Annotated in this window: 13 protein-coding genes and 1 pseudogene; 9 read left to right on the forward strand and 5 right to left on the reverse strand. The window is 71.2% G+C overall.

What is annotated here, in order from left to right; genetic code table 11:
- The 6 genes from LOY02_RS05060 to LOY02_RS05085 all read left to right on the forward strand — a co-directional run.
- Positions 1-713: SCO2322 family protein (locus LOY02_RS05060; RefSeq protein ID WP_317181242.1), on the forward strand; the 713-nt coding region annotated here is incomplete at its 5' end.
- Positions 714-727: 14 nt separating this feature from the next.
- Positions 728-1804, forward strand: a complete 1077-nt coding sequence (locus tag LOY02_RS05065; protein WP_317181243.1) for an energy-coupling factor transporter transmembrane component T — start codon at positions 728-730, stop codon at positions 1802-1804.
- Complete coding sequence (locus LOY02_RS05070) at positions 1801-3423, forward strand: ABC transporter ATP-binding protein (protein WP_317181244.1); 1623 nt, start codon at positions 1801-1803, stop codon at positions 3421-3423. The genes LOY02_RS05065 and LOY02_RS05070 overlap by 4 nt, the downstream gene beginning before the upstream one ends.
- Positions 3420-4364 carry an ECF transporter S component gene (locus LOY02_RS05075; protein ID WP_317181245.1) on the forward strand — a complete coding sequence of 315 codons (945 nt, stop codon included), beginning with the start codon at positions 3420-3422 and terminating at the stop codon, positions 4362-4364. Before LOY02_RS05070 ends, LOY02_RS05075 begins: the two co-directional genes overlap by 4 nt.
- On the forward strand, positions 4361-4951 hold the full coding sequence (cobU, locus tag LOY02_RS05080) for a bifunctional adenosylcobinamide kinase/adenosylcobinamide-phosphate guanylyltransferase (RefSeq protein WP_317181246.1): 591 nt from the start codon (positions 4361-4363) through the stop codon (positions 4949-4951). Before LOY02_RS05075 ends, cobU begins: the two co-directional genes overlap by 4 nt.
- Complete coding sequence (locus tag LOY02_RS05085) at positions 4944-5726, forward strand: adenosylcobinamide-GDP ribazoletransferase (RefSeq protein WP_317181247.1); 783 nt, start codon at positions 4944-4946, stop codon at positions 5724-5726. Before cobU ends, LOY02_RS05085 begins: the two co-directional genes overlap by 8 nt.
- A gap of 28 nt (positions 5727-5754) precedes the next feature.
- Here LOY02_RS05085 and LOY02_RS05090 read toward each other — a convergent pair whose 3' ends face one another.
- The 3 genes and pseudogenes from LOY02_RS05090 to gcvT form a co-directional block, all read right to left on the reverse strand.
- Positions 5755-6294 (reverse strand): hypothetical protein, encoded by a 540-nt coding sequence (locus LOY02_RS05090; protein WP_317181248.1) that lies wholly within the window; start codon positions 6292-6294, stop codon positions 5755-5757.
- Positions 6295-6397: 103 nt separating this feature from the next.
- Positions 6398-6853 (reverse strand): annotated as a pseudogene (locus LOY02_RS19225) (type II CAAX prenyl endopeptidase Rce1 family protein); the annotation flags it as partial.
- 270 nt (positions 6854-7123) lie between these two features.
- Entirely contained in the window at positions 7124-8242 is a 1119-nt protein-coding gene (gcvT, locus tag LOY02_RS05095; RefSeq protein WP_317181249.1) for a glycine cleavage system aminomethyltransferase GcvT, read from the reverse strand.
- 121 nt (positions 8243-8363) lie between these two features.
- Here gcvT and LOY02_RS05100 point away from each other — a divergent pair, with 121 nt between their 5' ends.
- Entirely contained in the window at positions 8364-9839 is a 1476-nt protein-coding gene (locus tag LOY02_RS05100) for a leucyl aminopeptidase (protein WP_317181250.1), read from the forward strand.
- A gap of 12 nt (positions 9840-9851) precedes the next feature.
- Here LOY02_RS05100 and LOY02_RS05105 read toward each other — a convergent pair whose 3' ends face one another.
- Positions 9852-10040 carry a DUF5302 domain-containing protein gene (locus LOY02_RS05105; protein WP_317181251.1) on the reverse strand — a complete coding sequence of 63 codons (189 nt, stop codon included), beginning with the start codon at positions 10038-10040 and terminating at the stop codon, positions 9852-9854.
- 89 nt (positions 10041-10129) lie between these two features.
- Entirely contained in the window at positions 10130-10477 is a 348-nt protein-coding gene (locus LOY02_RS05110) for a hypothetical protein (protein WP_317181252.1), read from the reverse strand.
- A 165-nt stretch (positions 10478-10642) separates the two neighbouring features.
- Between LOY02_RS05110 and lpdA the strand changes: the two genes are divergently transcribed.
- Both lpdA and LOY02_RS05120 read left to right on the forward strand, forming a co-directional pair.
- Positions 10643-12022, forward strand: coding sequence for a dihydrolipoyl dehydrogenase (gene lpdA, locus LOY02_RS05115; RefSeq protein ID WP_317181253.1), 1380 nt, complete (start codon positions 10643-10645; stop codon positions 12020-12022).
- Between the two features lie 31 nt (positions 12023-12053).
- A partial coding sequence (locus LOY02_RS05120) for a biotin/lipoyl-containing protein (protein WP_317181254.1) occupies positions 12054-12360 on the forward strand: 307 nt, incomplete at its 3' end.

Below are 12360 nucleotides of genomic sequence, written 5' to 3' on the forward strand. Positions count from 1 at the left end.
TCCGGGTCGTCCTCGCCGCGCTGCTCGCAGCAGCCCTCACCGCCCTGACCCTGGCTCCCGCGCATGCGGCCGCCTACCGGTTCTGGGGCTTCTACCAGCTCACGGACGGCCAGTGGGCCTTCGCCGAGAAGGGTGCAGACCAGATCGTTCCCGAGGAGGGGTCGGTCGAGGGCTGGCGCTTCGCCGTCGCGGACATGGACGACACCCGTTATCCCCGAGCGACCCCCACGTTCGAGGAGATCTGTGGCTCCACCCCCGCCGAGCCAGACCGGAAACGTGTCGGGCTGATCGTCGACTTCGGCCGACCGGCCGACTCCGCAGACGCGACGACCCCGCCCGAGCCGAAGGCCGTCTGTGCCGTCGTCGCCACGGAGGCGACGAGCCTCGACGTCCTCGCCGCCGCCGGTGAGCTCCGGGTCGAGGGCGGCCTCGTCTGCGGGGTCGCCGGCTACCCGGCGACGGACTGCGGCGGTGAGGTCAAGGACATCAGTCCCCAGGCCAAGGCGGCGGACACGCCGGTGCAGATCGCAGGGCCACCCGCGGCGACGGACACCGCGACCCCCGCTGCCCAGGCCGGCGAAGCCAGCGCCCCCGCCGAGGACTCGTCGAGCGGCGCGAGCACAGCGGCATACGTCATCGCCGCGCTCGCGCTCCTGGCCATCCTCGTCTTCGTCATCGCCCGCTCGCGCGCCGCGAACCGCCGAGACGCCTGAGGCATGCTCACCCGATGAGCGCTCGTGAGCGGCTCCAGCACCCCGCAGCCTGGTGGCTGTGGGGGCTGGGGCTGGCCACCGCCGCCTCACGGACGACCAACCCCGCCATCCTCCTGCTCGTCATCGGCGTCTGCGTCCTCGTCGTCAGCGAGCGACGCGACCCGTCCACGCCGAACCCCCTGATGGCCTTCCTCGTCCTCGGCGCGGTCATCGTCACGTTCCGCGTCGTGATGACCATGGTCCTCGGCAACGGGATCCGCGGGCAGACGGTGCTGTTCACCCTGCCGCAGGTACCCCTGCCGGAGTGGGCTGCCAGCGTTCGCATCGGGGGTCCGGTGTCGCTGGAGAGCCTGCTCAACGCCGCCTATGATGCCCTGCGCCTCGCCGCGATCCTCGCCTGCATCGGCGCGGCCAACGCCTTGGCCAGCCCGCGCCGACTGCTCCGCTACCTGCCCGCGACGCTCTATGACGTCGGCACGGCCATCGTCGTCGGCCTCACCTTCGCACCCCAGCTGCTGTCCGACGCGCGGTCCGTTCGCGCCGCGCGGGCCCTGCGCGGGCACGACGGCCGCGGGATGCGCGAGATGGCCAGGCTCGCCGTGCCCGTCCTCGAGACGGCCTTCGAGCGGTCACTCGGCCTCGCCGCATCGATGGAGTCGCGCGGCTACGGCCGAGCCCTCCGGACATCCGCACGGGGTCGCCGCACCGCCTCCATCCTCGCCGTCGTCGGCACCCTCGGCGTCCTCGCCGGGCTCTACGGCCTGCTCGACAACTCGGTCGGCGGCGCCCTTGGCCTTCCGCTCCTGCTCGTCGGTGTCGTCGTGGCGGGCTCCAGCCTCGCCGTCGGCGCCTCCCGCGACGGACGCTCGGGACACCGGCGTGACCCGTGGTCGTGGACCGAGACGCTGACGGTGCTCACCGGCGCAGTCGCGGGGGGCGTCCTCGTCGCCGCACACCTCCTGGCGTGGACCGGCATCGTTCCTGCCCAGCGCGCCGAGCTCCCTCCGGTGCCGGTGCTCGCCGTCGTGGCAGTGCTGGTCGCTGCCCTTCCCGCCTGGTTCACGCCCCGCCCCCGGAGGGCCGTCGCTTGATCACCTTCGACCACGTCACCGTCCGCTACGCCGACGCCGCCGAGCCGAGCCTGGTCGACGTCACGCTCGAGATCCCGGAGGGCGAGCTCGTCCTCGTGGTCGGGCCGACGGGCAGCGGCAAGTCGACGCTGCTGCGCACGATCAACGGCCTGGTGCCGCACTTCAGCGGCGGCACCCTCATGGGTCGCGTCGTCGTCGACGGCCGCCCGACCTCGTCCAACCGGCCCCGTGACCTGGCCACGGTGGTGGGCCTCGTCGAGCAGAACCCCTCCTCCACCTTCGTCACGGACGTCGTCGAGGACGAGGTCGCCTACGGGATGGAGACGATGGGCCTGGATCCCACGACGATCCGCCGGCGCATCGAGGAGACGCTGGACCTCTTCGGTCTCACGCCACTGCGCGCCCGTCCATTGAGCACGCTCTCGGGAGGACAGCAGCAGCGCGTCGCCATCGCGTCGGTCTTCGCCGCCGGTCCACGCATCCTCGTTCTCGACGAGCCGACGTCCGCACTGGATCCGGTCGCCGCCGAGGAGGTGTTGGCCTCCCTGCACCGCATCGTGCACGACCTCGGGGTCACCGTCATCCTCGCCGAGCACCGGCTCGAGCGAGTCGTCCACCACGCCGACCGGGTCGTGCTCATCGACGCGGGCCGCACCTCTGCCCTGCTCGACCCCGCCGTCGCGATGGCCGACTCCCCCATCCACCCGCCCTTGGTCGCCCTGTCGCGCCTCGCCGACTGGTCGCCCACTCCCCTGTCCATCCGCGACGCCCGCCGACGCGCGGGCAGTCTCCGCGAGCTCCTCGCCCCGGTGCTGCCCGTCGCCAGCCCGACGGACCCGATGTCGGTCCCCGCGGTCCGGATCGACTCGGCGCGTGTCGTCCGCGGCGGCCGGACCGTGATCGACGACCTCACGCTCGAGCTCGGCACCGGCACCGTGACCGCGCTCATGGGCCGCAACGGCGCAGGCAAGTCGACCCTGCTCGGCGCCTTGGCCGGCCAGCTCGCCACGGCAGCGGGATCCGCACGCATCGCCGACGACGGCCGGTGGGTCGAGCCCGGCACCCTCCCGGCCAGACGTCGCGTCACCCTCGTCGGGCTGGTGCCGCAACAGCCCGAGCTGCTCCTCTTCTCCGACTCCGTCGCCGCCGAGTGCGCCGCGGCGGACCAGGACTTCGCCGTGCAGAGCGGGACGACGAGCAGGATCCTCGATCGCATCTCCGGCGGACTGGACGCCTCGCGCCACCCCCGCGACCTCTCCGAGGGGCAGCGGCTGGAGCTGGCCCTGTCGGTCATCCTGGCCGGCTCACCCCGGGTCCTGCTCCTCGACGAGCCGACCCGCGGACTCGACTACGGCGCCAAGCAGCGGCTCGGACACGCGCTGAGAGACCTGGCCGCCGGCGGGACGACAGTCCTGCTGGCGACACACGACGTCGAGCTCGCCGCCGAGGTCGCCGACCGTGTCGTCATCCTCGCCGACGGAGAGGTCGTCACCGATGGCCAGGTGCGCGAGGTCCTCGCCTCGTCTCCGGCCTTCGCGCCCCAGGTCACGAAGGTGCTGCTGCCGCAGACCTGGCTCACGGTCGACGAGGTGGCAGCGGCTCTGGGACGGTCCGCATGAGGGCGGCGACACCGGTGGGCAACGTCATTCCGGTGAGGTGGCCGGCGGCCGCGGCGATGGCGCTGGTCGGCGTCATCGGCGCGATGGCCTTCCTGTGGCCGTTCTTCGCCTCGGCCGAGTTCGTGAAGGGACATGGCAACGACACCCCGTGGCTCTTCGCCGGCATCCTCGCCCTGCTCACGCTCGTCTGTCTCGCGGAGGTCACCTCCGGGAGGCTCGATGCCAAGACCATCGCCGTCCTCGGCGTGACCGCAGCCGCCGGCGGTGCCATGCGTGTCCTCAGCGCGGGAACGGCTGGGCTGGAGCCGATGTTCTTCGTCCTGCTCGTCGCCGGCCGAGTGCTCGGCCCGGGCGTCGGCTTCGTCGCGGGCGCCCTCGCGCTGCTCACGGGCGCCCTCCTCACCGGTGGTGTCGGACCGTGGCTGCCCTTCCAGATGATCTGTGCAGGCGCGATCGGCCTCGGCGCCGGCCTCCTGCCGGGCCGAGCCGGTGCTCGCTCGGAACGCTGGATCCTCGCTGCCTACGCCCTCGTGACCGGACTTGCCTTCGGCCTCTTCATGAACCTGTGGTTCTGGCCGTTCCTCGGTGCCAACGCCCCGAGCGGCATGGGCTTCGTGCCCGGCGGGTCCCTCACGGAGAACCTCGGCCGTTACGGCCTGTTCTACCTGGCGACGTCCCTCGGCTGGGACCTGCCCAGGGGCATCCTCAACGCCGTCCTCGTCACCGTTGCCGGACCTGCCCTGCTACGCGTCTTCAGGCGGGCAGCCCGTCGCGCGGCCTTCGGTGCCCCCGTGGGTTTCCAGCTGGCCTCGTCCGGCGAACATCCCGGCAGCCGGCCACGGCCACCGGGTGAGCCACCTGCAGAGGACCACGACACCCGGGCCCGGCACGCGGTCGGCGACCCCGTGCCGCGCCCGAGGGGCAGGGTGGCTGCCCCATGACGCGCCGGGCGGCCACCACGACGCTGGTCACCGGCCCCGTGCGCAGCGGCAAGAGCCGGCACGCCGAGCACCTCGTCGCCCTGCACCGGGACGTGCTCTACGTCGCCACGGGTCGACGGGCGGGAGACGACGACAGCGAGTGGGCGGCTCGCGTCCGAGCACACCAGGACCGTCGCCCCGAGACATGGCGAACCAGCGAGACCATCGAGCTCGACGAGACGCTCGCGTCCGCCGAGGGGGCCGTGATCATCGACTGCCTCGGCACCTGGCTCACTGCCCAGGTCGATCGCGTCGGCTGGGACGACCTGGACCGGGCCAGGCAGCACCTTCGTCAGTGCACCACGTCACTGGTCGAATCTCTCACTCGCGCAACCCATCCCGTGGTCGTGGTGACGAACGAGGTCGGCTGGTCGCTCGTTCCCCTCAGCGCTTCAGGGCGCTTCTTCCAGGACGAGCTCGGCCGGCTCAACGCAGCAGTGGCGCAGGCAGCGGCGCGGGTGCATCTCGTCGTCGCAGGTCGCGTGCTCGATCTCAGTGACGCCCCAACCGTCCCCGACTCCCTCCCTCCCCGGACGCTCGATGCGTGAGGCCTGGCGCCTGAGCGCCGGGACGTTCCTCGCCATCCCGGTGCGGCCGCCGGGCCGGGTCGACCACACGATCGCCGGCTTCGCGATGACGCTCGCGCCGGTGACCGCCCTACCTGCCGCACTGGTCTGGGTGGGGCTCGGGCTCGGGGTCCGCGCCGGCTGGCTCACCGCGCTGTTGGCCGCCGCCCTCGGCGTGGGCACCACGGTCCTGCTCAACCGGGCCCTTCACCTCGACGGCCTCGCCGACCTCGCCGACGGCCTGGGCTCGGGTCCCGACCGTGACCGGGCGCTCGACGTCATGAAGCGCGGCGACATCGGCCCTGCAGGCGTCACGGCCGTCGTCCTCGTCCTCCTCGTGCAGGCCGCGGCGCTGGCATCCCTCATGGACTCCGGTCCCGGCATCGCACTCGCCGCCATCGCCCTGGTCGCGAGCCGTCTCGCACCACCGATCGCCTGCCGGAGAGGTGTGCCCTCAGCACGTCCGGGCGGGCTCGGCGCCACAGTCGCGGGGTCCGTGCGTCCCATGCCCCTCGCGATCGCTGTCCTGGGCGTCGGCGTCGCCGGAACCCTCGCGCTCGGGCTGGGCGGCCACCTCCCGTATGCCGCCGGGCTCGTCGCCGGGGTGGCCATCCTCGCTGCCTGGTCAGTCACCAGCCACGCGGTGCGGCGCCTGGGTGGCGTCACCGGCGACGTCATCGGCGCCGCGATAGAGGTCTCCCTCGCCGCGGCGCTCGTCGCCGCGTCTGTCGTCGCCGCGTCGCTTGCGACTCGGTGACCGAGCGGGCGAGTCCGGCTCCGCCGCGTCAGGCGAGCGCCTGCTCGATGCTCGACAGCGCCGCCGACTCAGTGGCCGAGGTGTCGTCGGCTGCGGCAGCAACATCACGGCAGCTGTCCAGCACGGTCGCGCGGTAGGCGTCGACGAGATCGGGGGCCTTCGCGCGGAGGATGTCCACAGCACGCCGCACCATGTCGAGCGTGGCCTCCGCGAGCTCCTCCCTCGAGCCGGCGCGGGGCATGCTGGGCAGGCCGCCCTGGGCGAGGAGGTCCCGGATCTGCGCGGGCGCGTCCCTGACCGCCTTCGATGCGGCGAAGGACTCACGGAACGTGTCGAAGAAGCCGCTCTCCGCCTGCGACACGAGCGCCCCTGCCATGATCGCCGCGGAGCGAACCAGGTCCTGGTCCTCGTCTGTGAGGCCTCCACCCCCGCTGGCGGCCGTGCCGTCCCGTGGCACGGTCTCGGCGGCCGCCCCGGTGCGGTCCGCGGGCACCGTCGTCGGCGTGTCCTGACCCAGCGTGAGGTCCGGGCCTTCGGAACCCGGCATCGGCTGTGGCGTGGTGGTCATGGTGCCTCCCGTGGTCGTCCAGGGACATTCGTCCCGGCGGCCCCGTACCCACCCCCAGCTCGTTGATGACGTCGCTCGGCTCCAGGCCTCCGACGGCCGCGAACAGGCTCCTGCCTGTGTTGGTGTAGATCCAGACGAAGAGGACCCGAAGCGGGACTGCCCATACCGCCCACCACGCGATCCAGGCAGGACTCCGACCCATGTTGATCAGGGGCGCCAAGTGCCAGAGGCTCGAGACGAGCCCAAGGATGAGGCCGGTTGTCAGGGCACTGTGCCGGCCGAGCAGGGGCTCCGTCGCGTACCCGGTCCACCCCGGCTCCTCACCTATGGCCAGGACGACGAAGAGGAGGAAGAGGAGCGGAGCCAGCAGGAGCGCGTTGGACGACTCGGCACTGACCGGAAGACCGACCAGTCGTGTGACCAGATAGGCGAGCATCGCGAGAAGGGGCCACAGCAGGACGATCGGCAGGTACCACACCTTGTCCCTGATCCTCCGGTGGTCGAGCACCCGCGCGAGCAGGCGACGGACCCCATGAGCCCCCTCCTCGCGGTAGGCCATGATGAGCGCCGCCGGAAGCGGGACCAGCACCGCTGCGGTGATGGGCCAGTCGTCCGGCTCGATCAACCAGATCGGATGGACAGGGCAAAGACGAGCAGGAAGAACGTGGAGGCTGACCTCTTCATTCCCTTGAGGGTCGGCACCGGAGCACCCCTGTCCAGCAGCCGGGTCGACTCCGCCCGAGAGGGGGTCAGCGGTCGCCCAGTCCCCTGCCGGGTGGCCGAGGCCTCGACCTGAATCGATCAGCGCAGGGTTCGGGGCGTGGCCGGGTCACGACTCGCGAACCTGGACCTCCACGAACGGCGGCTTGACGACCGTTGCCTCGACGGCGCGCCCGCGAACGTCGATCTCGACGGTGTCGCCCTCCACCACGTCCGGCCGCAGCAGCGCCAGGGCGATGCCGTGCCGAAGGGTGGGTGAGAAGGTGCCGGACGTGACCTCGCCGACGCGCGCGCCGTCCTTGGAGACGGCACAGTGCGGTCTCGGGATGCCGCGGCCCGTCACGCGCAGGCCGCGGCTCAGGCGGGACGGATCGGCCCGCTCGGCGAGGAGCGCGTCCCGCCCCCAGAAGGCCTCCTTCTTCCACCCGACGGCCCAACCGGCTCGGGCCTGCACCGGAGAGACGTCGAGCGACAGGTCCTGGCCGTGCAGCGGATAGCCCATCTCGGTGCGCAACGTGTCCCTCGCTCCCAACCCGCACGGCTTGCCCTCGAAGGGCTCCATGGCTTCGAGGATCGCGTCCCAGAGCGCCGGAGCATCTCCCCAGAGCGGGACGAGCTCGTAGCCGCGTTCGCCCGTGTAACCGGTGCGGCACACGATGACCGGGCGCCCGTGCCACTCGACCTCGACGAACGACATGTAGTCGTGGCCGGTAGGTAGGCCGAGCGCATCGAGGACGTCGTCGCTCCTGGTCCCCTGGACCGCGATGACACCGAACGCGTCGTGCAGGTTGGTCACCTCGATCCCGGCGGGCGCGGCAGCCTGCAGGCGGCTCACCACCTCGGTGGTGTTCGCCGCGTTGGGGATCAGGAAGACCTCGTCGTCGGACTTGAGGTAGACGATGAGGTCGTCGACGACGCCACCTGACTCGTCGCAGCACAGCGTGTACTGCGCCTGACCGGGTGCGATCCGCCGGATGTCGTTGGTGAAGCAGGCGTTGACGAAGACCGCTGCCCCGGGACCCGTGACCGACGCCTTGCCGAGGTGGCTCACGTCGAAGACGCCGACTCGCTCACGCACCGCCGTGTGCTCGGCAACGACACCCCCGCCCGGGTACTCGATGGGCATCTCCCAGCCCCCGAAGTCCGACATCTTCGCGCCGAGCGCGACGTGTCGTTCGTGCAGGGGCGAGCGCTGTGGGGAAGTCGTCCCCGACGTCGTTGTCGTCATGTCGGTCAACTTATCGCGGGAGCTTCGACGGTTATCATCGACGCCACGTGTCCGGGACCTGAGCCGGGCCTGCTGCGCCCGTCCGAGGGCACGTGCCGATCCACCCGACAAGGAGTCCTCCGTGGCCAACCTGACCATCTCCACCCGTCCCGCCGCTGAAGCCGCAGGCGACGCCCTCGTCGTCGGTGTCGTCGCCGGCGACGACGGCCCGGGTCTCGCCCCCGGCCACGGCCTGCCACGCAAGTCGGTCACGCACCTCAAGGCCGCCGTCGCGGACCTCGACCTGACGGGCAAGGCCGGGGAGGTGGCCACGGTGACCGCGGTCCCGGGGGTGGCGACCCGTGTCGTGGTCCTCGCCGGGGTCGGTGAGCTCACGGCTCGGCCAGATGCGGAGTCCCTCGAGGACGTGCGCCGCGGCATCGGGGCGGCGATCCGGTCCCTGAGCAAGAAGAAGAAGGCGGTCGTCGCCGTGCCGGGCAGCTCCACCGCTCTCGTGGCGGCCACCGCCGAGGGGGCCGCCCTCGGGGCGTACACCGTGTCCAAGGCCGGCGCGAGGAGCACCGAGGGGGTTGCTGCCATCGCCCTCGTCGGTCCTGCCGACGCCGCCGCTCGCAACGCGGTCAAGCGAGCCCGCGCCGTGGCCGCGGCCGTCGCCTACACGCGCGATCTCGTCAACCTTCCGCCGAACCTGCTCTACCCCGAGACGTTCGTCGACTCCCTCGCCACCCGTGTGAAGGGTGGCAAGGTGAAGCTCCGCAGCTACGACCTCAAGCAGCTGCGCGCCGGAGGCTTCGGAGGCACTGTCGGGGTCGGTCAGGGATCCGCCCACGAGCCGAGGATCGCCGTGCTCACCTACGCTCCCCCCCGGCCGCAGGCGACCCTCGCGCTCGTCGGCAAGGGGATCACGTTCGACTCCGGGGGCCTGTCCCTCAAACCGGCAACGAGCATGACGACGATGAAGAGCGACATGGCCGGGGCGGCTGCGGTCGCGGCGGCCATCTTCGCCGTCTCGGAGCTCGGCCTGCCCGTCGCGGTGACCGGCTACCTCGGGCTCGCCGAGAACATGCCGAGCTCGAGCGCCCAGCGGCCGAGCGACGTCGTGACGATGCGGGGCGGCACGACCGTCGAGATCCTCAACACCGACGCCGAGGGACGCATGGTGCTCGGCGACTGCATCGCCCTCGCGAGCGAGTCCCGGCCCGACGCCATCATCGATGTTGCGACACTGACCGGCGCCCAGGTCGTCGCCCTGGCCAACACTGCTGCCGTCATGGGCAACGACGACGCGCTTCGGACCCGGGTGCTCGACGCGGCGTCCGCGGCCGGGGAGGCCATGTGGCCCATGCCCCTGCCGAAGGAGCTGCGTCCGGGCCTCGATTCCATCAACGCCGACCTCGCCCACAAGGGGGCGGTCGAGGGCGGAATGCTCAGCGCCGGAATCTTCCTCGGCGAGTTCGTCGGTGAGGGCATCCCGTGGACCCACATCGACATGGCAGGGCCGTCCTACAACGACAAGGCGGCGAGTGGCTACACCCCGAAGGGCGGCACCGGCTTCGCGGTCCGGACCCTCATCTCAGTCATCGAGAGCTACACCTGACAAGAGAGACGTTCAGCTGCCTGCCTTGCGACGGAACATCTGCTGGGCCTTGGCCGGACCGTGGGCCCCGTGGACCTTCGAGCGCTCTTGGTCATCGGAGACGTCCTTGCCTCCGTGCGCGTGCTTCTTGGCAAGGGCCTCGCGGAACTTGGCCTTCATCTCCTCGCTGGGCCCTGTGGCGGAACCCTCCTGCTTGGACATGCGTGTTACCTCCTGAGGCGGCGCGAACGGGACATCCCCACACTGTCAGCCCAGCGGCATACCTGCCAGTGCTTTTGGGTCACAGTCGCTCACGCGTCGCCGCGACGCTTGCGGCTGTTCCACTCACGCATGCGGCTCGGGTAGCCGGTGTGGTTGACGTCATAGACCGGGACCCCGAGACGCTGCGCCACCTCGAAGGCGTCCTTCCGCCGGCCGATCGCCCGGCGCGTCCACTCCCCGTCCCAGGCGATGAGCACGACTGTCGTCGGCGTGACACTCGTGGCCGGCTCGACGTAGGCCTCGACCCCTCGATGGGTCTCGACGAAGCCGCTCAGGTGTGCCTCGACTGCCTTTCGGTCGATGTCCATGAGCGGGCCGTCGGACCGGCCCAACGGGGGCGTGTCCTTGGAGCGGCGGCGACGGGAGAACCAACCCATGCCCCGCACTGTACGACGCGTTGGCCCAGCGCCCGTCACGAGTGGCGCGCGTGACCTGCCTGTGACGTCGCTCTCGATCAATGACAAGATGCTCTTGCGTGACCCAACCCGTGACGCACCCGTATGACAGACCCCGTCATCGAGCCAGCGAAGGAGCATCACCACATGTCGGCTGAAGCCGCAGGCGACTACGACGTCGTCATCCTCGGTGGGGGGTCGGGCGGCTACGCCTGTGCTCTCCGGTCGGCACAGCTGGGTCTCACAGTCGCCCTCGTCGAGAAGGCCAAGCTGGGCGGCACGTGCCTGCACCAGGGCTGCATCCCGACGAAGGCGCTGCTCCACGCCGCCGAGGTCGCGGACGTCGCTCGCGACGGATCGCAGTTCGGGGTGAAGACCGCCTTCGAGTCGGTCGACATGGCTGCGGTGCACGCCTACAAGGACCGCGTCGTGGGTCGGCTCTTCAAGGGCCTGCAGGGCCTGGTCAAGGGCGCCCGGATCGACTACGTCGAGGGCGCCGGCGCGCTCGACGGCCCGAAGACGGTGGTGGTCGGCGACCGGCGCCTCACCGGAAAGCACGTCGTGCTGGCCACCGGCAGCTATGCGAAGTCGCTGCCCGGCCTCGAGATCGGTGGGCGCATCATGACCTCCGACGAGGCCCTCTCCATCGACCACGTCCCAGCCCGGGTCGTCGTGCTCGGCGGGGGTGTGATCGGCGTCGAGTTCGCCTCGGTCTTCACGAGCTTCGGGTCCGAGGTGACGATCGTCGAGGCTTTGCCGCGCCTCGTGCCCGCCGAGGACGAGGCGATCAGCAAGCAGCTCGAGCGAGCCTTCCGCAAGCGCAAGATCGCCATCAAGACCGGGGCCCGCTTCGCCGGCGCGGCACAGTCGGGGGACGTCGTGACCGTCTCGCTCGAGTCCGGCGAGACCATCGAGGCCGACCTCCTCCTCGTCGCGGTCGGCCGCGGCCCCGTGACCGAGGGGCTGGGCTACGAGGCCGCGGGGATCACGGTCGACCGCGGCTTCGTGCCGACGGACGAGCGCCTGCGGACCAATGTCCCCGGCGTCTACGCGGTCGGCGACATCGTTCCCGGCCTGCAGCTCGCCCACCGAGGGTTCGCGCAGGGCATCTTCGTCGCAGAGGAGATCAAGGGTCTGTCGCCTGGTGCCATCGACGAAGCCGGCATCCCGCGCGTCACCTACTGCGATCCCGAGGTCGCCAGCGTCGGACTGACGGAGGCCGAGGCCAGGGAAGCCCATGGGGACGTCCTGACCCAGGAGTACAACCTCGGTGGCAACGGGAAGTCCCAGATCCTGGGCACACAGGGGTTCATCAAGCTGGTCCGGCGGAAGGATGGGCCCGTGGTGGGTATTCACATGATCGGGGCCCGCATTGGCGAGCAGATCGGCGAGGCCCAGCTCATCGTGAACTGGGAGGCTCATCCCGAGGACGTCGCCAGCCTGGTCCACGCCCACCCGACGCAGAACGAGGCACTCGGCGAGGCGCACTTGGCCCTGGCCGGGAAGCCCTTGCACGCGCACGCTTGAGCCAGTAACTGGGAAGAGGAGAGAAGACGTCATGTCAGAACGCGTGACCATGCCGGCCCTGGGTGAGTCCGTCACCGAAGGGACCGTCACCCGGTGGCTGAAGAGCGTCGGCGACCGCGTCGAGGTCGACGAGCCCCTGCTCGAGGTCTCGACGGACAAGGTCGACACCGAGATCCCCTCCCCCGTCGCAGGCACCCTCCAGGAGATCCTTGCCGAGGAGGACGACACGGTTCCGGTCGGTGCGGACCTCGCCGTGATCGGTGACGGTGATGCTGCTCCCGCCGAGCAAGCACCACCCGAGCAGGAGGCGCAGGCCGAGCAGGAGGCGCAGGCCGAGC

The organism is Intrasporangium sp. (assembly GCF_032907665.1).
In the GTDB taxonomy this organism is placed as follows: Bacteria; Actinomycetota; Actinomycetes; order Actinomycetales; family Dermatophilaceae; genus Intrasporangium.

What these genes read in the sequence shown, in the direction of transcription:
- LOY02_RS05065 (WP_317181243.1), top strand. Translation starts at nt 728, where the DNA reads ATGAGCGCTCGTGAGCGGCTCCAGCACCCCGCAGCCTGGTGGCTGTGG.
- LOY02_RS05075 (WP_317181245.1), top strand. Translation starts at nt 3,420, where the DNA reads ATGAGGGCGGCGACACCGGTGGGCAACGTCATTCCGGTGAGGTGGCCG.
- cobU (WP_317181246.1), top strand. Translation starts at nt 4,361, where the DNA reads ATGACGCGCCGGGCGGCCACCACGACGCTGGTCACCGGCCCCGTGCGC.
- LOY02_RS05085 (WP_317181247.1), top strand. Translation starts at nt 4,944, where the DNA reads ATGCGTGAGGCCTGGCGCCTGAGCGCCGGGACGTTCCTCGCCATCCCG.
- LOY02_RS05090 (WP_317181248.1), bottom strand. Translation starts at nt 6,294, where the DNA reads ATGACCACCACGCCACAGCCGATGCCGGGTTCCGAAGGCCCGGACCTC.
- gcvT (WP_317181249.1), bottom strand. Translation starts at nt 8,242, where the DNA reads ATGACGACAACGACGTCGGGGACGACTTCCCCACAGCGCTCGCCCCTG.
- LOY02_RS05105 (WP_317181251.1), bottom strand. Translation starts at nt 10,040, where the DNA reads ATGTCCAAGCAGGAGGGTTCCGCCACAGGGCCCAGCGAGGAGATGAAG.
- LOY02_RS05110 (WP_317181252.1), bottom strand. Translation starts at nt 10,477, where the DNA reads ATGGGTTGGTTCTCCCGTCGCCGCCGCTCCAAGGACACGCCCCCGTTG.
- lpdA (WP_317181253.1), top strand. Translation starts at nt 10,643, where the DNA reads ATGTCGGCTGAAGCCGCAGGCGACTACGACGTCGTCATCCTCGGTGGG.